Here is an 18,575-nt window from a genome sequence, read left to right on the forward strand (position 1 = left end):
CCCCGATCGCGTCGCCGGTCGTGTTTTCGAAGCCACATGGTACGAGATGTCCGGTCGGTGTTCCGCGCCCGCCTCGCCCCGGTCCGGGCACCACTCAGGACGGTGCGGTGCGTTTCGTGCCGTTTACCCGCTCCGGTAGACTCCGCCGACTGTGACGTCTGCCGAGACCCGTGTCGACTCCCCACCGGACGCCGACGCCCCGACCGGCTCCCCGCGCGTCACCGACGCCGGCCGGATCAGCGACGCCGACCCCGACCGAGAGCCCGGCCGCCCGGCCGCGCGGCGGCGCTGGCGGTGGACGCCGCGCCGGCAGGACCTCGCGGTGCACGGCGCCTTCCTGCTCGCCGCGGTCTGGGTGACCAGCCGGATCTGGGCCGACCCGGCCGGACGCGTCGCCACGCTCTACAGCAGCGACCCGGCGCAGGTGCAGTTCTTCCTCGCCCACTCGGTCCGGGTGGTGCTGCACGGCGAGTTCCCGTTCTACACCGAACAGTTCAACTACCCCGACGGGGTCAACCTGATGGCGAACACCGCCATCCTGGCCCTCGGCATCCCGATGGTGCCGGTCACCCTCCTGTTCGGACCGGCCGTCTCCTTCGTGGCGCTGGTCACGTTGGGCCTCGCCGGCACTGCGGCCGCCTGGTACCACGTGCTCTCCCGGCACGTCGTGCGGACCCGGCTGGCCGCCGCCGTGGGCGGCTGGTTCTGCGGGTTCTCGCCGGCGATGCTCGCGCACGCCAACTGGCACCCCAACATCATCTCCCAGTTCCTGCTGCCGTTCATCGTCTGGCGGGTGCTGGTGCTGACCCGGTCCACCCGGCCGGTCCGCGACGGCGCGCTGCTCGCCCTGCTCGTCACCGCACAGGCGTTCATCAACGAGGAGATCCTGCTCTTCACGGCGCTGGCCTGCGGCGTCTTCCTGGCCGCCGGGCTCGCCCAGCGGCCGGCGCTCTGGGCCTCGGCGTGGCGCCCGCTCGGCACCGGGCTGGCGGTCTGTGCGGCGCTGGCCGGGGCGCTGCTGGCGTACCCGCTCTGGGTGCAGTTCGCCGGGCCGATGGCGTACCACGGGCTCAGCGACACGGTGCGTGACTACGGCAACGACATCGCCGCGTTCTTCGCCCCCGGCTCGGCCACCCTCGGCGGGAACGAGCGGGCCAACGTCAACCTCGCCCCGAACTACTCGGAGGAGAACGCCTTCTTCGGCTGGACCCTGTCGCTGCTGGCCGTCGGCATCGTGGTCTGGCTGCGGCGCGAGGTGGTGGTCCGGGCCCTCGCGGTGACCGGGCTCTGCTTCGCGGTGCTCTCCCTCGGCGAGCGGGTGTCCTGGTGGGACCGGGACCTGGTCACCGGCCCGTGGGAGCTGCTGGTCCGGCTGCCGCTGCTCGACGCGGTGGTGCCCACCCGGTTCGGCCTGATCACCACCGTGGTGATCGGGGTGCTGCTGGCGCTGGCGGTGGAGCGGGCCTGGTCGCTGCGGACGGCCGAGCGGCGGACCGTGCGGACGCTGGCCGTCGCCGGCCTGGTCGCCGCGCTGCTGCCGATCGCGCCGATGCCGTTGCAGGTCACCACCCGCCCGGCGGTGCCGCGGTTCATCACCGCCGACCGCTGGCGCGAATACGTCGGCCCGGACCAGACCCTGGTGCCGGTGCCGCCGCCCAGCATGGGCAACACCCACGCGATGCGCTGGGCGGCCAGCACCAACCTGGATTTCAAGATTCCCGGTGGCTACTTCCTCGCCCCGCGCAACGGGGTGACCGGCGACCCGGGCCGGTTCGGCGGGCGGCCGAGCGGCATCGGTGAGCTGCTCGAGGAGGTGGCCACCACCGGCCGCACGCCGAAGCTGGACGATCGGCAGCGCCGGCGCTGCCTGGACGAGCTGCGGCACTGGTGGGCCGCCATCGTGGTGCTGCCGCTGGACCAGCAGAACGCCGAGCCGCTGCGGCGTACGGTCGAGCAGCTGGTCGGCCCCGGCCGGCAGGAGCTGGACGTGTGGTTGTGGGACGTCCGGACGCTGAACGAGCGGTCCGCCTGACCGCCGTGCCGCCGGCCGCCGCCCCGGCCGACGCCGATCCCACCGACCGCGCCCCGGCCGCGCCGCCCGCCGCCCCGGTGGGCCGGTCCCGCCGCCGGCCGCGCCGGATCGACGTGCTGGTGGTCGCCGGCTACCTGGGGCTGGCGGCGCTGCTCACCGCCGGCCAGTGGGGCCGCCCGGAGCGGCTCTTCCACCAGGCCGGCGACCAGATGCTCTTCGAGTGGATGCTGGCCCGGGCGGCGCGGGCGGTGGCCGGCGCGGAGAACCCGCTGCACAGCACCGCCCTGAACGCCCCGGACGGGGTCAACCTGATGGCCAACACCTCGGTGCTCGGGCTGGGTGTCCCGCTGGCCCCGGTGACCCTGCTGTTCGGCTCCCAGCCGGCGTTCCTGGTGGCCGTGGTCTGCTGCCTGGCCGGCACCGCCACCGCCTGGTACGCCCTGCTCGCCCGCCGGCTGGTCCGTTCCCGGGTCGCGGCGGCGGTGGGCGGGCTCTGCTGCGGCTTCGCCCCGGGAATGGTCTCGCAGGCCGGCGCGCACCTGCACATGGCCGCCCAGTTCCTGGTCCCGGTGATCCTCGGGCTGGTGTTCCGGCCCGCCCGCGACCGGGTCCGCCGGGACGGGGTGCTGCTCGGGCTCGCGGTGGCGTACCAGGTCTTCCTGGGTGAAGAGGTGCTGGTCTTCCTGGCCCTCGCCGCCGGGGTGTTCGCCGGCGCGTACGCGCTGGCCGATCCGGCGGCGGCGCGGCGGCAGGCCCCCGCGCTGCTCCGCCGGCTCGGCGTCGGCGCGCTGGTGGCCGGGGTGCTGCTGGCGTACCCGCTGTGGTTCCAGTTCCGCGGCCCCGGCCACTACTCCGGGATGCCCTTCTACGCGCAGGGCTTCCGGCTCGACGCGGCCTCGTTCACCGCCGCCGCCCGGCAGACCGTGGCCGGGGACGACCACTCGGGCGGGTTGCTGTCACCGAACCCGACCGAGCAGAACTCCTTCTTCGGGCCGGTCCTGCCGCTGCTCGCCGTCCTGGTGGTGGTCCGGCTGTGGCGGCGGCCCCTGGTCCGGGCGCTGGCCGGCTGCGGGCTGCTCTTCGCCCTGCTCTCCCTCGGCCCGTCCATCCGGGTCGCCCAGCACGAGACCGGGCTGCCCGGGCCGTACCGGCTGGTGCGCGACGTACCGCTGCTCGACCTGGTGGTGCCGGCCCGGTTCGCGCTAGTCTGCGTGCCGGTGCTGGGGGTGCTGCTCGCCCTCGCGCTCCAGCGGGCGGACGACCACCCCGCCGGGCGGGCGCGACGGCTGCGCTGGACCGGGGCGGTGGCCGCCGCGCTGCTGCCGCTCGCCCCGACGCCGATCCGTACCGTCCCCGTCGGGCCGGTGCCGGCCTTCGTCGCCGACGGCGGCTGGCGGGCATACGTGCCGCCGGGGCGGACCCTGGTGCCGGTGCCGCCGGTGACCGGGGCGGCGGTCAGCCCGGCGACGTTCTGGTCGGCCCGGACCGGCCTGGCCTTCACCGCGCCGGGCGGCTTCTTCATCGGCCCGGCCGGCCCGGACGACCCGACCGCGCACTGGGGTGCCCCGGACACCCCCACCTCGCTGCTGCTGCGCCGGGCCGCGGAGACCGGTCAGGTGCCGCCGATCGGCGAGGCGGACCGCCGGCAGGCCGTGGTGGACCTGCGCCACTGGCGGGCCGCCGTCCTGGTCCAGGCCGGCTCGTCGCCCGCCGACCCGGTCCGGGCCACGGTGGACGCCCTCGTCGGCCCCGGCCAGGACCTGCCCGGCGCCCACATCTGGGACGTCCGCCCCCTGGTCCCCTGACCCGGATCAGGCCCGGTCGCGGACGTCCCAGAGCCAGACGTCGTCCACCCGCTGCGGCGGGCCGAGGAGGGCGGTCATCAGCTCGCGCAGGACCCTCTCGCGCGGGTTGGCGCCGAGCACCACCACCGACGCCTTCCAGAACCGCAGGTCCTCGACCGCCTGCCGGCGATGCTCGGCGGTCAGCGGCGGGACCCGGTCGGCGTCCATGGTGGCGTAGATCAGCGTGCTGGTCGGCCGGTTCGGCGCGCCGAACACGCCCTCGCCCTGCTCGTTCGGGCCGATGAAGTAGCCACCGGGGATCGGGAACTCCTGCCCGGTCAGCGCGCTCCACCGCAGCGTGGGCAGGCCGTGCACGTTGCTCGGGATGGGCACCGGCACCAGCGTGCGGCCGGTCGGGACGTACGGCCGCCAGCCGCCGGCGGTGATGAAGTGCGGCGGCGGGTCGATCTGCTGGGCGGGCAGCGGCCGGGGGACCAGCGGCAGCAGGGCGAGCGTGAGCGCCGCGTACCCGACCGGGCGCAGCCACCGCGGCCGCCGGGCGGCCCGCGGTGCGGCGGGCCCGGCGTCGGGCGCGGTGCGCGGGGCCGGCACCGGCGGGCGGCCGCCACCGCTGAGGGCGTCCCAGGCCAGCGCCAGCAGCACCCCGACCGCGGCGGCCACCACCAGGGAGAGCCGGGTCGGCATCATCATCTCGACCAGCGGCAGGTCGTCCGGAACGTACGCCCACGGCCCGTCGACCGCGGTCTCCACCCCGTTGAAGCGCACCTTCGGGCCGATCGCCGCGAGGCCGAAGACCACCACCAGCACGGCGATGATCCGGGCGGTCAGGCTGCGGCGGACCAGCAGCGCCAGGGCGACCAGCGCGACCAGCACCAGCGGCCAGCCGAACCAGGTGTTCTGCTCGGTGAGCCCGATGGTCCGCTCCACCGCCTCGTCGCCGGCGACGGTGTCCCGGGCGAAGGTGACGACCGCGGCGAGGTCCTCGCCCCAGTTGTGGAAGACGCCGCCCTGCAGGCCGCGGTAGGACTGCGGGCCGTTGAACTGGAACCAGATCGGGTAGGCGGCGAGCAGCAGGGCGAGCCCGCCGCCGACGCCGCCGGCGGCGAGGAAGGTGCCGGCCCGGGCCCACGCCGCGCGGGGCCGCTGCGCCGCGTACGCGGCCACCACCACCAGACAGGCCAGCGCGGTGAGCAGCAGCATCTCCTCGTTGATGAAGATCTGGTACGCGACCAGCACGCCGAGCGCGAGCCCGTTGCGCCACCATCGGCCCGGCTCGCCGAGGCGCAGCACCCGCACCACGATCAGCGGGAGCAGGAAGTTGGAGACGAAGTTCGGCTGCCCGTTGGCGTGGTGCACGATGCCGGGCGCGAAGCCGAGGAACCCGCCGCCGACGAAGGCCGCGGCGCGGGACCGGACCAGGTGCCGGGAGAGCAGCCAGTACGAGGTGCCGGCCGTCGCGGCGAGCGCCCCGCCCAGGTAGAGCGCGTACATCACCTGGGGGCCGAGGAGCATGGTGAGCGGGGCCAGCGGCAGGGTCACCCCGAGCAGCGAGGTGTTGGCCATCATGTTCACGCCGTCGGGGGCGTTCTGCCGGGCCGTGAAGAGCGGGTTCTCCAGGTGCCGTACCGAGTAGGCGCCGTGCGCGAAGAGCCACTCGAACCAGCTGTGGTCGGTCGGCAGGTGCGACGAGACCCGGTGCTGCACGTCGACCCAGTAGTTGAGGCAGACGAAAACGCCGAGCAACGCATAGGCTCCGATGGCCAGCACGTCAGCGCGGACCGGCCGGCGTCGCGGACGGCGCGACGGGCCCGCCACGGCGGGCTCGACCGCGACGGGCGCGGACTTCAGCGAGGGGTCTACCACCGGCACGGCCACGACGGGCCATCGTACAGGCGGCGCGGTCTCGTCCCGGCCGGCCGGTGCGACGCCGTGGGGCCGTCCGGCGGCGAGCCGGGGAGGGGTGACCGTGATCGTCATCGACCTGGGCGAGCTCCGCGACGACCCGGTCCGGCAGTCGGCACCGCGGCCGCTGGTCGGCCGCCGGGCCGACGGCGGCTTCGGGCTGTGGCGGCTGCCGTGAGCCCGGTCATCGAGCTGGGCCAGCTGCGGCACGGTGACGAGACCGAGCCGCCAGCGCCCGGCCCCGGCCGGCCGCCCAGCCGGCCGCTCCGCGTCACGGTGGTGCTGTGCGCCGCGCTGCTCGCGCTGACCGGCTCGGCGGTGAACCCCGGCCGAGGGCGGTCCGTGACGGTGCCCGCCCCGCAGGGTGCCGGCTTTCTGGTGCTCGGCGACCGGCTGGTGGTCGCCGACGGGCCGGGCACGGTGGGCCGGGCGGGCCGGCTGGTGACCGGGCACCGGCTGCCCGACGGGGCGCCACTGTGGCGGTTCGTCCTGCCCACCGGCGACCACGCGCTCGGCCTCACCACGGTCGCCGGCATGCCGCTGGTGATCAGCAGCCCCGCCGGGGCGGGCGACCCGGCCTCCACCGCACTGGATCCGGACACCGGGGCGGTGCGCTGGCGGCAGCCCGGCTACCCGGTCCGCACCGACTTCGGCGGAGTGCTCTTCGAGACGCCCCGGGCGGACGGGACGGGCACGGTGCGCGCCGTCGACCCGGTGTCGGGCCGGCCCCGCTGGTCGTTGCCGCTGCCCGGAAACGGGCTCGCCTACCAGGTCGGCGACCGGGGCGTGACCCGGGTGGTGCTGGTCACCGCCGCCGGCCGCGTCGAGGTCCACGACGCCGGCAGCGGCGTGCTGCTGCGCTCCGGCCGGGTCCCGCCGGCCACCGACGGGGTGTCCTACCGGTTCACCCAGGTCGTCGGTGACCTGCTGCTGGTCGACGGGGCGCCGGGCACGGTGACCGCGTACGGCCTGGACCGGCTGGACCGGCGGTGGAGCACGCCCGTCGGCCCGTCGGCCGTGGCCGGGTTCACCGACTGCGCCAGCGCGATCTGCCTGCGCGACCGGTCGGCCGGGGTGCGCGCGGTGGACCCGGCCACCGGGGGTCTGCTCTGGACCGACGACCACTGGCTCGGGATCAGCCCGGTCGGCGGCCGGCTGCTCGCCGCCGCGCCGGCCGTCGGCCTGGAACTGGAGCTGTCGGTGGTCGACCCGCGCACCGGCGTCACCGTGGCCGGGCTGGGCCGCTGGCGGCTGGGCGGCCTGGACCGGTACGGGCGGCCGCTGCTGGGGCTGCGCCGGCTGGGCGGGGACCGCACCCTCGTCGCCGAGCTGGACGTCCGGGCCGGGCAGGCCCGGTTCCGGGCCGTGCTGCCGGGCTCGTGGGACGACTGTGCCGCGACGGCCGCCGCCCTGGTCTGCCTGCACCCCTCCGGCGGCCTGGTGGTCTGGCCGGCCCCGGACTGATCAGCGGCTCACCAGTTGGCCTGTGCGGGGGCGGGCGGCAGGGGCACCGAGGCCGGCCGGATCACGTACGCCACGCCGCCGCTGCCGCCGAGCCAGGCGGCCTGGAACGGCTCCCGGTCCACCGTCCTGCGGACCGAGTCGTCGTCGGCGGCATACGGGTCGTTGAGCACCGGGTCGCCGTCGGCGGTGAAGCCGACCAGCACCATCAGGTGCCCCTTGGTGTCGTAGTCCAGCCCGGGCACCTCGCCGGCGCGGAAGGCGGCCGACACGATCAGCGGGATGCCGGCCGCGACGAAGAGTTCCGCCTCGGCCAGCGAGCGCAGCCGGGTCACGAAGGCCTCCACCCCGGGCCGCCCCGCGTACGCGGTGTTGAACGGCCAGTTCCCCGCGCCGGCGTAGGCGTGGTCGTAGCAGCCCCGGGCGGCGTGCACCACCACCGGCCGCGGGCCGGGCGGGGTCACCCAGGCGTACCGGTCCGGGGTGGGACCGGCGCCCCAGAAGTCCAGCACCATCGACACGCTGGTGGGGCTGCACCAGGAGTCCCCGCCGCCACCCCAGCGGGTCTCCCCGCCGGCGTGCAGCCGCTGCGCGTACCGGGGCACGTCGAGCACCCGCCCCCGGGCGGCGCGGACCGCCGCGGCGGCGGCCGGCCCCGCGGTCGGCGCCACGTCCTCCGCCGAGGCCACCGCCCCGACGGTACGCAGCACCGGGCTGGCCGCCGTGCCGTGCCGGCGGAACAGGGTGACCCGCGCCTGCCAGCCGGTGATCGCCGACCGGAGGGCACCCATCGTGTCGACCATCGCCCAGGCCTCGTCGTGGGTCTGGCCGGGCACGGAGCTGCGGTGGATGGTCGCGTCGTCGGCGGCCCAGTGGCCCAGCACGTACCAGTCGGTGGACGGCTCGCCGGAGTCCCAGCCGCGCAGCTCCACCCGCAGCCAGCAGCCCGCAGGGGTGTCGGCGGTCCAGGACGGCACGATCTCGTCGACGTCGAAACCGGTCCACACCACGGGGGAGGTCCAGGTCGCCAGGTCGTACCGGGCGGTGACGCCGGTGTGCGGGTCGGTGTGGTCGAGCTGCCCGACCGGCTCACCGACCACCGCGCCGGTCGCACCGGCGACCACCCCGTCCGCCGTCCCGCGGGCCAGGTCGACGGGGAGCCGGAAGCCCCGGTACGCGACGTCCCGCCCGAGTGTTCCGGTCATGGCAGCTCCGTCCGTTCGTCGCCGGCCGCCGCGCTGCGGGGCATGTCGGTGAATGCCGGGAAGCATCGCGTACCCGAAGGTTTTCTGCAACGACGGCGGGGGACGCTGGTTTGGTGACCGGCACTAGGTTGTCGGGAGGTCACGAGGCGAGGAGGCCGGAATGCGGGTGCTGGTGGTGGAGGACGAGCGCAACCTCGCCGACGCGATCGCGCGCGGGCTGCGCAAGCGCGGCATGGCGGTGGACGTCGCGTACGACGGCACCACCGGCCACGAGGCGGCCTTCGTCACCCGGTACGACGTGGTGATCCTCGACCGGGACCTGCCGGGCGTGCACGGCGACCGGATCTGCGCCGAGCTGGCCGCCTCCGGCACCCTGACCCGGGTGCTGATGCTCACCGCCAGCGGCACCGTCGCGGACCGGGTCGAGGGACTCCAGCTCGGTGCCGACGACTACCTGCCCAAGCCGTTCGCCTTCGACGAGCTGGTGGCCCGGGTCCAGGCGCTCGGCCGGCGGGCCACCCCGGCCGCCCCGCCGGTGCTGGCGGTCGCCGACCTGGTGCTCGACCCGGCCCGCCGGGTGGTCACCCGGGGCGGCGTCCCGGTGGAGCTGACCAACAAGGAGTTCGGCGTGCTGGCCGAGCTGCTCAAGGCCCGCGGCGCGGTGGTCTCCAGCGAGGAGCTGCTGGAACGGGTCTGGGACGCCAACACCGACCCGTTCACCACCATCGTCCGGGTCACCGTGATGACGTTGCGCAAGAAGCTCGGCGACCCGCCGCTGATCGAGACGGTGGTGGGCGCCGGCTACCGCACCGCCGAGGTGTCGGCGTGACTGCCGCCGCGACCCGCCGGCGTTGGCCGCGGCCGACCCTGCGGCTGCGGCTCACCCTGCTCAACGGGGTGCTGCTGGTCGGCGCCGGGGCGATCCTGGTGCTGCTCGCCTGGCTGCTGGTCCGCGACGCGCTGCGCCCGACCGACGAGCTGCTCCCCGGCACCACGGTGGTGCTCGCCGACGGCCGGACCCTCGACGCCGGGCAGTGGCAGCGCGAACTGGTCGACGCCGCGTCGCGGGAGCTGCTTCTCAAGGGCCTCGGCGCGCTGCTGGCGATCAGCGTGGCCGGCGTCGCCGGGGCGTGGCTGGTGGCCGGTCGGGCGCTGCGCCCGCTGCACCAGGTCACCGCGACCGCCCAACGGCTCGGCGAGGCCACCCTCGACCAGCGGATCGGCTGGTCCGGGGCGGACGACGAGGTGGCCGAGCTGGCCAAGACGTTCGACGCGATGCTGGACCGGATCGCCGCCGCGTTCGAGGCGCAGAAACGCTTCGTCGCCAACGCCTCGCACGAGCTGCGTACCCCGCTCGCGGTGATGCGGACCGAGATCGACGTGACGCTCAGCGACGACGAGGCGGACGCCGCCGAGTACCGCCGGATGGCCACCGTGGTGCGGGACGCCTCGGAACGGGCCAACAGCCTGGTCGACGCCCTGCTGGTGCTGGCCCGCAGTGAGGCCCAGGCCGGCCGCCAGCTGGGCCGCCGGGCCGAGTGTGACCTCGCGGTGGGTACCGCCAACGCGCTCTCCGCGGTCGCCCGCGAGGTGGAACGGATCGGGCTGCGGGTGCAGACCTCGCTGCGCCCGGCGCCGGTGGTCGGCGACCCGGGGCTGCTGGACCGGCTCGCCGGCAACCTGATCGAGAACGCGGTCCGCTACAACCACCTGCACGGGCGGATCTGGGTGCGGACCGGCTCGGACGGGCGGCGGTCCTGGCTGGTCGTCGGAAACACCGGCTTCGAGGTGGCTCAGGCCGACGTACCAGGCCTCTTCGAACCGTTCCGCCGCGGCGGCCAGGAGCGGACCGGGGCGCGCGGCTCCGGCCTCGGGCTCTCCATCGTCCGGGCGGTCTGCGACGCGCACGGCGGGGCGGTCGCGGTGGTCGCCCAGCCGGGCGGCGGTCTGGAGGTGACCGTGACCCTGCCCTCGGCCGACGCCCCCTGCCCGACCTGACCCCGACGGGCGAGCGGGCCGTGCCGACGGGCCGGCCGGATCCGCCGGATCAGCGCCCGGCGGCCAACTTTCGTGCGGCCGGCCCGACTGTCCCGTCCGGGCACCCCGGGTGGTCGGCGGGCACGCTCCCGTGGTCGGTCAGAAACCGCCCGCCCGGCTGGACGCCGGGTGGCGGGTGCCGCAGGGTGTGAGAAGCGCCAATGTCTCACCCGCCGTGCCGGACCGGGTGGCACGTCCCCGTCCCCGGCCGACCGGCGGTCCTGTCCGCGCGTGCCCAACCGGAGCTGCCAGTGACTCACCCCTCGGCCCTGACCCGCCGTGTCCTCGCGGCGCTCGCCGCGGTCGCCCTCACCGCCGCCGGCCTCACCTCCGCCGGCGGGGCCAGCGCCGCCCCCGACCACGCCACCCTGGTGAAGGAGGTGCCCTCCACCGCCTCGCCGGACATCATGGACGGCACCGTCGACGCCATCTACGACGCCGGTACGAAGATCATCGCGGTGGGTGACTTCACCCGGGTGCAGAACCACAACTCCGACGTCGACATCACCCGCAACTACGTCCTCGCCTTCGACAAGTCCACCGGCACGGTGGACACCGCCTTCGCGCCGACCGTCGACAACGAGGTCTACGCCGTGGTCGCCGGGCCCACCGCCGGCACGGTCTTCATCGCCGGCAAGTTCAACACCGTCAACGGGGTCACCCGGCGCAAGGTCGCCCTGCTCACCGTCGCCACCGGCGCGGTGGTCACCAGCTTCGCCGGGCCGGCCTTCAACGGGCTGGTCAACGACGTGGCGCTGGTCGGCGGCCGGCTGCTGGTCGGCGGCATCTTCACCACCGCCGGCAACACCAACCCGCGCGGCGGGCTCGCCTCGCTGAACGCCGGCACCGGCGCCGTGGACGGCTACCTCACCACCACGCTCACCGAGCACCACAACTACGACGGGGTCAGCGGGGCCAACGCGGGCGTCGGCGCGAGCAAGCTCGCCGTCTCCCCGGACGGCCGGCAGCTCGTGGTGATCGGCAACTTCAAGAAGGCCGACGGGGTGACGCACGACCAGATCGTCAAGCTCGACCTGGCCGCCACCGCGGCCACCGTCGCCGACTGGAACACCAGCCGCTACACCCCGCGCTGCGCCTGGTGGGCGTTCGACTCGTACCTGCGGGACGTGACGTACGCGCCGGACGGCAGCTACTTCGTGGTGGTGACCACCGGCGCCCCGAACGCGGGCACACTCTGCGACGCCGCTGCCCGGTGGGAGGCTGCCGCGACCGGCACCGAGCTTCAGCCGACCTGGGCCGACTACTCCGGCGGGGACACCTTCCTGTCGGTCGGCATCAGCGAGCAGGCGGTCTACGTCGGCGGGCACTTCCGCTGGCTCAACAACAGCTTCGGCGGCGACTCCGCCCAGGCCGGCGCGGTCGGCCGGCCGAGCATCGCGGCACTGGACCCGCGCAGCGGCCTGCCGCTGTCCTGGAACCCGGGCCGGCACCCGCGCGGGATCGGCGCGTCGGAGCTGCTGGTCACCCCCAGCGGCATCTGGGTCGGCTCCGACACCTCCTGGATCGGCAACTTCCAGTACCGGCGGGAGCGGATCGCGTTCTTCCCGCTGACCGGCGGGGCCGCCCCCCACCCGACCACCACCGGGGGCCTGCCCGGCAAGGTGTACCGGGCCGGTGTCCCGGCGCCGACCAACGTGCTGCACCGGGTGAACGCGGGCGGGGCCCTGGTCGCCTCGGCGGACAGCGGGCCGGACTGGGCGGGCGATGACGACGGCAACCCGAGCCCGTACCACAACGCCGGCAGCAGCACCGCCGGCTTCGCGCCGGTGGGCAGCGTCGACGCCACCGTGCCGGCGGGTACGCCGGCCGCGCTCTACGCCGACGAGCGATGGGACGGCGGCGGCGACCCGGAGATGCGCTGGCAGTTCCCGGTGCCGGCCGGCACGGAGGTCCAGGTCCGGCTCTACCTCGCCAACCGGTACGACGGCACCTCGGCCGCCGGCTCCCGGGTCTTCGACGTGTCGCTCGACGGGACGCTCGTCCTCGACGACCTCGACCTCTCCGGCACCGTCGGGCACAACGTCGGCACCATGCGGTCGTTCACCATCGTCAGCGACGGGTCGGTCGACATCGACTTCGGGCACGTGGTGGAGAACCCGCTCGTCGACGGCATCGAAATCGTCAAGACCGGGCCGCCGCCGGCGGGCACCGGCAACGAGGTGGAGGTCCGCCCGTACGACGGGGCCACCACGGTCGGCGCGACCAGCCCGGTGGCCAACCCGGACAACACCGCCTGGTCCACCGCCCGGGGCGGCTTCTGGGTGGGCGGCACGCTCTTCTACGGGATGAACGGGGCGCTGTGGCGGCGCAGCTTCGACGGCGCCACGTTCGGCACGCCGACGCTGGTCGACCCGTACCACGACGCGTACTGGGACGCGGTGGAGACCGACTCCGGGCCGGCCGGCCAGACGTACGCCGGGGTGACGACGAACTTCTACGCCGAGATCCCGAACGTGAGCGGGATGTTCTACAGCGCCGGCCGGCTCTGGTACACCCTCGCGGGACAGGGTGGCCTCCACTGGCGCTGGTTCAGCCCGGACAGCGGAGTGGTGGGCGCGGAGAAGTTCACCGCCGCGGGGGTGACCGGTCTCGCCGACGCGGGCGGGATCTTCCTCGCCGGGAACACCCTCTACAAGGTCAACCGGAGCACCGGTGAGCTCTCCTCGACGGACTGGGCCGGCGGGGCGCCCACCGGGCCGTTCACGGTACGCAGCGGACCGGCCGTGGACGGCACCGACTGGCGGGCCAGGGCGCTGTTCGTCGGGCCGTAGCGGGTACCCGTGGGGCGTCCGGCCCGGTCCCGACCTCGGGACCGGGCCGGGCTCATCCCCGCCTTGCGGGTGCCACCGGCCGGTGGCACGATCACACCGTCAGCTCGACGTGTGGAGAGGGGGTGCGGTCGATGTCCACCGTGCACAGTCCCGCGCCCCGCCCCGGTCACCGCTGACGTCACCCACCTCCGCGGGGCGCACCCGTTTCAGGAGGAAGCACCGTGAGTGCTCTGATCCACTGCGTCACCGTCGAGTCCGACGACCCGTACACCCTGGCCACCTGGTGGGCGCAGGTGCTCGACCGCACGCTGCACGACGACGACCACCCGGGTGACCCGGAGGCCGTCCTCGTCGCGCCCGGCGGCCACGGCCCGGACCTGCTCTTCGTCGAGGTCGGGGAGCGGCACGGCAAGGGGGCGTTCCACATCGACCTCCAGCCGGCCGACCGGACCCGGGACGCCGAGGTCGAGCGGGTGCTCGGTCTCGGCGCCGCGCTGGTCGCTGACCGGCGCCGGCCGGACGGCACCGGCTGGGTGGTGCTCGCCGACCCCGAGGGCAACGAGTTCTGCGTCTGCCGCGGCGCGGCGGAGCGGTCCGCCTCGGCATAGCCGCCGGTACGCCAACGGGCCCCCGCCGCCGCGCGGAGGGGGCCCGTTGCGCAGGTGCGGAGGGCGGTCAGCCCTTCTGCTCGATCTGCCCGCGCATCGTGACGAACTGGGCCTTCAGGTCCTTAACCGACTTGAAGTAGATGATGATCACGCCGAGGCTGCCGCGGTCGGCCCAGACGCAGACCCCCACCGGGACGTCGTCGGCCTTGCCGTCGCCGCACTTGGCGTCGCCGCCGAGCGGCCCGGCGTCGACCGTGCTGAAGGTGGTCACCCCGAGCTCGGTGGAGAGGTCCTTGGTGGCGTTGTCCAGTTCCTTCTTCGGGTCGGCCATGACACCCGAAGCGCCGGCGATCATGACCAGGTCCTTCTTCGCCGGGTTGCCGTAGAAGCCGCCGACGGTGCTGGTCGCGTCCGGGACGTCCTTTCTCATCTCCGCGACCATCTCCTCGGCGGCGGACTGCAGCTGCGGCTCGGTCACCTTGGGCCGCCCGGCCAGCGTCGTGGGCGCGACCACGCGGGTCTTGGTGGCGTCCACCACGTCGCCGACCTTGTCCTTGGCGGTGAAGAGGAGCACCGCGCCGCCACCCAGGCAGAGCACCACCACGACGGCGAGGGTGATCAGCAGGATCCGGCCGACGTTCGACTTCTTCGGCGGCGGGCCGGCCGGAGCGCCGTAGGACGGCTGGCCGCTCTCCAGGTAGGAGCCACCCGGCTGCTCTGCCGGGTAGCCGCCGTACTGCGGGCTGGGCTGCTGCGGCGGCGGGTAGTCCCCGCCGTACTGCGGGCCGGGCTGCTGGGGCGGGTAGCCGCCACCGTACTGCGGGCCGGGCTGCTGGGGCGGGTAGCCGCCACCGTCGTGCTGCGGTCCGGACTGCTGCGGTGGGTAGCCGCCACCGTACTGCGGTCCGGGCTGCTGGGGCGGGTAGCTGCCGCCGTACTGCGGTCCGGGCTGCTGCGACGGGTAGCCGCCCGGCTGCTGCGGCGGCGGGTAGGAACCGGGATAAGGATTGGACGGCGGCTGGGACATGGTCAGCTCCAGGTGAAGATCTCGACGCATGATCGTAGCCAGGCCCAGTCGACCCTTGCTCTCCGCCTGCCGTCAAGGTGACGAAACCGCCGCCCGGTCGTGACCGGGCGGGCGGTCGGCGGCCTCATCGGGCCGGATCGGCGGGGCCGCCACCTGGCCAGGTCCGCCGCCGTCCGCCGGGCGTTGCGGGTCGGCCCACCTGGCCGGGAAAGACGATCGCGGTGGCCGGTCCGTCCGGGAGGGACGGCCGGCCACCGCGATCGCGGGGGAGCGGGGGACGGGTCAGGCTGACGGATCCAGGTGGCGGCGCGGCGTCAGACGCGCCGAGCTGGAGATGTCACCGCAGGCTGGCGACCCCGCGGGGCAGGAACCGCTGGCCGGCGACCCGCTCGGAGGTGCCCGTCCGGTCCAGGTACGGCGTGACGCCGCCCAGGTGGAACGGCCAGCCGGCACCGAGGATCATGCACAGGTCGATGTCCTGCGCCTCGGCGACGACGCCCTCGTCGAGCATCAGCCGGATCTCCTGCGCCAGCGCGTCGAGCGCGTTCTGGCGGACCTGCTCCTCGGTGAGCGGCTGGTCGCCGACCACGAGCAGCTTGGCGACCTCGTCGTTGATCTGGTCGTCGGCCACGATCGGCTGGCCGGAGTCGGCGATCCGCTTGAGGTTCTCGCTGACCGCGAACCGGTCCGGGAAGGCGGCGTGCAGGGTGCCGCCCACGTGGTAGGCCACGGCCGGCCCGACCAGCTGGAGCAGGGCCAGCGGACGCATCGGCAGGCCCAGCGGGTCCAGCGCGCGGTTCGCCACCTCCAGCGGGGTGCCCTGGTCGACCGCCGCGAAGACGGTGCCGAGGAAGCGGGTGAGCAGCCGGTTGACCACGAACGCCGGGGCGTCGGAGACCAGCACCGAGGACTTCTTCAGCTGCTTGCCCACCGCGAACGCGGTGGCCAGGGTGGCGTCGTCGGTCCGCTCGCCGCGGACGATCTCCAGCAGCGGCATCATCGCCACCGGGTTGAAGAAGTGGAAGCCGACCACCCGCTCCGGGTGCTCCAGCTCCGCGGCCATCTCGGTCACCGACAGGCTGGACGTGTTGGTCGCCAGCACCGCCTCCGGCTTGACGATCTTCTCCAGCTGGGCCCAGACCTGCTTCTTGACGCTCAGGTCCTCGAAGACCGCCTCGATGACGAAGTCGGCGTCGGCGAAGACGGACGTGTCGACCGAGCCGCTGACCAGGCCGTACAGCCTGGCGGCGGTGCCCTTGTCCATCCGGCCCTTGCTGACGGCCTTCTCGATCTGGGTGTGCACGTAGCCGACACCCTTGTCCACCCGGGACTGGTCCAGGTCCGTCATCACGACCGGCACCTGGAGGCGGCGGGCGAAGAGCAGCGCGAGCTGGCTGGCCATCAGGCCGGCGCCGACGATGCCCACCTTGGTGACCGGCCGGGCCAGGCCCTTGTCCGGCGCGCCGGCCGGCCGCTTGGCCCGCCGCTGCACCAGGTCGAAGGCGTACAGGCCGCTGCGCAGCTCCTCCGAGAAGACCAGATCCGCCAGGGCCTCGTCCTCGGCGGCGGTGCCGGTGGCGAAGTCGGCGTCCTTCGCGGTCTCCAGCAGGTCCAGCGCCTTGTACGCGGCCGGGACCGCGCCGTGCAGCCGCTGGTCGAGGGTCTGCCGGGCGAAGTAGAGCACGCCCGCCCACATGTCCTTGTCGACCTCGGGCCGGGTCACGGTGACCTCGCCCCGGACCACGCCGGCGGCCCACTCCAGCGACCGCTCCAGGAAGTCCGCCGGCTCCAGCAGCACGTCCGCGATGCCCATCTCGGTGGCCTGCTTCGGCTTGAGCATCTTGTTCTGCATCAGCGGGTTCTGGATGATCACCTGGGTGGCGGCGGGGATGCCGATCAGGTTCGGCAGCAGCTGGGTGCCGCCCCAGCCGGGGACCAGGCCGAGCGAGACCTCGGGCAGCGCCAGCGCCGCCGCGCCGCCGGAGAGCGTCCGGTAGTGGCAGTGCAGGGCCAGCTCCAGGCCGCCGCCCATCGCCGCGCCGTTGACGAAGGCGAAGGTCGGGATCCGGCTGTCCTTGAGCCGGGCGAAGACCCGGTGGCCGAGCCGGCCGATCTCCAGGGCCTGCGCGCGGTCCGCGAGGGCCGGCAGGCCGACGATGTCGGCGCCGACGCAGAAGATGTACGGCTTGCCGGTGACCGCGATGAACGCCGGGTCCGCGGCCAGCGCGGCGGTGATCGCCTCGTCCAGGCTGGTCAGGCCGGCCGGGCCGAAGGTGTTCGGCTTGGTGTGGTCGAAGCCGTTGTCCAGGGTGATCAGGGCGGCCGGCTTGTCCAGGCCCGGCACCTGCACCGAACGCAGCAGCGCCTTGGTGACGACCTCGTTCGGGGCGGAGAGCGCGCTCACTTGTTTCCCTCCCAGTGCGGGTTCTCCCAGATCACGGTGCCGCCCATGCCGATGCCGATGCACATGGCGGTGAGGCCGTAGCGGACCTCGGGGTGCTCGGCGAACTGCCGGGCGAGTTGGGTCATCAGCCGGACGCCGGAGGAGGCGAGCGGGTGACCGATGGCGATCGCACCGCCCCACGGGTTGACCCGCGGGTCGTCGTCGGCGATGCCGAAGTGGTCGAGGAAGGCCAGGACCTGCACCGCGAACGCCTCGTTCAGCTCGAACAGGCCGATGTCGTCGATGGTCAGGCCGGCGATGCGCAGCGCCTTCTCGGTGGACGGGATCGGGCCGACGCCCATCACCTCGGGCTCGACGCCGACGAAGCCGAACGACACCAGCCGCATGGCGACCGGCAGGCCCAGTTCGCGGGCGACGTCCTCGGAGGCGAGCAGGCTCGCCGTGGCGCCGTCGTTCAGGCCGGCCGCGTTGCCGGCGGTGACCTTGCCGTGCGGGCGGAACGGGGTCTTCAGCGTGGCCAGCTTCTCCAGCGAGGTCTCCCGGGGAGCCTCGTCGGTGGTGGCCAGACCCCAACCACCCTCGGCGTCCCGGATCGCGACCGGCACCAGGTCGTCCTGGAGCTTGCCGTTGGCGTACGCCTTGGCGGTCTTCTGCTGCGAGGCGAGCGCGAAGGAGTCGGTCCGCTCCTTGGTGATGTGCGGGACCCGGTCGTGCAGGTTCTCCGCCGTCGCGCCCATGACCAGGGCGGACGGGTCGACCAGCTTCTCCGCGATGATCCGCGGGTTCGGGTCGACGCCCTCACCCATCGGGTGGCGGCCCATGTGCTCGACGCCGCCGGCGATGGCGATGTCGTAGGCGCCCATGGCGATACCGCTGGCGACGGTGGTGACGGCGGTCATCGCGCCGGCGCACATCCGGTCGATCGCGAAGCCGGGAACCGTCTTGGGCAGGCCGGCCAGCAGGGCGGCGGTGCGACCGATGGTCAGGCCCTGGTCGCCGATCTGGGTGGTGGCGGCGATGGCGACCTCTTCGACCCGCTCCGGCGGCAGCTGCGGGTTACGGCGCAGCAGTTCGCGGATGCAGCGGATCACCAGGTCGTCGGCGCGGGTGTTGGCGTACATGCCACCCGCCTTGCCGAACGGGGTACGGACGCCGTCGACGAAGACGACATCGCGAACTTCACGGGGCACTTGAGCCTCCTAGCCGGCACTGGCATTTCCCTCGGATGCTACTCGCCAGTAACCAACCCCGACAGCACCACCCGTGTGGCCCACCCCACACCCCCGCCCACCCATGACGGGG

The 18,575-nt window shown here is 74.4% G+C and carries 12 protein-coding genes; 7 read left to right on the forward strand and 5 right to left on the reverse strand.

What is annotated here, in order from left to right:
- Positions 1-235 precede the first annotated feature (235 nt).
- On the forward strand, positions 236-2,032 hold the full coding sequence (locus I8N68_RS07870) for a DUF6311 domain-containing protein (protein WP_307812698.1): 1,797 nt from the start codon (positions 236-238) through the stop codon (positions 2,030-2,032).
- Positions 1,990-3,837: a DUF6311 domain-containing protein gene (locus I8N68_RS07875; RefSeq protein WP_200209184.1), complete on the forward strand. Its 1,848-nt coding sequence runs from the start codon at positions 1,990-1,992 to the stop codon at positions 3,835-3,837. Before I8N68_RS07870 ends, I8N68_RS07875 begins: the two co-directional genes overlap by 43 nt.
- A gap of 6 nt (positions 3,838-3,843) precedes the next feature.
- Here I8N68_RS07875 and I8N68_RS07880 read toward each other — a convergent pair whose 3' ends face one another.
- A complete protein-coding gene (locus I8N68_RS07880; protein WP_372433685.1) occupies positions 3,844-5,712 on the reverse strand; it encodes a DUF6311 domain-containing protein in 1,869 nt (622 codons plus the stop codon).
- Between the two features lie 201 nt (positions 5,713-5,913).
- Here I8N68_RS07880 and I8N68_RS07885 point away from each other — a divergent pair, with 201 nt between their 5' ends.
- A complete protein-coding gene (locus I8N68_RS07885) occupies positions 5,914-7,203 on the forward strand; it encodes an outer membrane protein assembly factor BamB family protein (protein WP_200209185.1) in 1,290 nt (429 codons plus the stop codon).
- An 8-nt stretch (positions 7,204-7,211) separates the two neighbouring features.
- On the opposite strand, the gene I8N68_RS07890 is transcribed toward I8N68_RS07885, so the two are convergent.
- Positions 7,212-8,405: a C39 family peptidase gene (locus I8N68_RS07890; protein ID WP_234038944.1), complete on the reverse strand. Its 1,194-nt coding sequence runs from the start codon at positions 8,403-8,405 to the stop codon at positions 7,212-7,214.
- Between the two features lie 160 nt (positions 8,406-8,565).
- Here I8N68_RS07890 and I8N68_RS07895 point away from each other — a divergent pair, with 160 nt between their 5' ends.
- The 4 genes from I8N68_RS07895 to I8N68_RS07910 all read left to right on the forward strand — a co-directional run bounded on the left by I8N68_RS07895 (position 8,566) and on the right by I8N68_RS07910 (position 13,842).
- Positions 8,566-9,234 carry a response regulator transcription factor gene (locus I8N68_RS07895; RefSeq protein ID WP_200209186.1) on the forward strand — a complete coding sequence of 223 codons (669 nt, stop codon included), beginning with the start codon at positions 8,566-8,568 and terminating at the stop codon, positions 9,232-9,234.
- Positions 9,231-10,403 carry a sensor histidine kinase gene (locus I8N68_RS07900; RefSeq protein ID WP_200209187.1) on the forward strand — a complete coding sequence of 391 codons (1,173 nt, stop codon included), beginning with the start codon at positions 9,231-9,233 and terminating at the stop codon, positions 10,401-10,403. Before I8N68_RS07895 ends, I8N68_RS07900 begins: the two co-directional genes overlap by 4 nt.
- 290 nt (positions 10,404-10,693) lie before the next feature.
- The gene (locus I8N68_RS33545) at positions 10,694-13,234 is read left to right on the forward strand and encodes a malectin domain-containing carbohydrate-binding protein (RefSeq protein WP_200209188.1); all 2,541 of its coding nucleotides are present in this window, start codon (positions 10,694-10,696) and stop codon (positions 13,232-13,234) included.
- Between the two features lie 221 nt (positions 13,235-13,455).
- Positions 13,456-13,842: a VOC family protein gene (locus I8N68_RS07910; protein ID WP_200209189.1), complete on the forward strand. Its 387-nt coding sequence runs from the start codon at positions 13,456-13,458 to the stop codon at positions 13,840-13,842.
- Between the two features lie 67 nt (positions 13,843-13,909).
- Here the strand turns inward: I8N68_RS07910 and I8N68_RS07915 are convergent, their stop codons facing one another.
- The 3 genes from I8N68_RS07915 to I8N68_RS07925 all read right to left on the reverse strand — a co-directional run bounded on the left by I8N68_RS07915 (position 13,910) and on the right by I8N68_RS07925 (position 18,463).
- The gene (locus I8N68_RS07915; RefSeq protein ID WP_234038945.1) at positions 13,910-14,899 is read right to left on the reverse strand and encodes a resistance to Congo red protein; all 990 of its coding nucleotides are present in this window, start codon (positions 14,897-14,899) and stop codon (positions 13,910-13,912) included.
- A gap of 307 nt (positions 14,900-15,206) precedes the next feature.
- Positions 15,207-17,273: a 3-hydroxyacyl-CoA dehydrogenase NAD-binding domain-containing protein gene (locus I8N68_RS07920; RefSeq protein ID WP_200209190.1), complete on the reverse strand. Its 2,067-nt coding sequence runs from the start codon at positions 17,271-17,273 to the stop codon at positions 15,207-15,209.
- A complete protein-coding gene (locus tag I8N68_RS07925; RefSeq protein WP_200209191.1) occupies positions 17,270-18,463 on the reverse strand; it encodes a thiolase family protein in 1,194 nt (397 codons plus the stop codon). The genes I8N68_RS07920 and I8N68_RS07925 overlap by 4 nt, the downstream gene beginning before the upstream one ends.
- Positions 18,464-18,575 lie beyond the last annotated feature (112 nt).

The sequence above is a fragment of the Micromonospora coerulea genome, assembly GCF_016598485.1.
Classification (GTDB): domain Bacteria; phylum Actinomycetota; class Actinomycetes; order Mycobacteriales; family Micromonosporaceae; genus Micromonospora; species Micromonospora coerulea.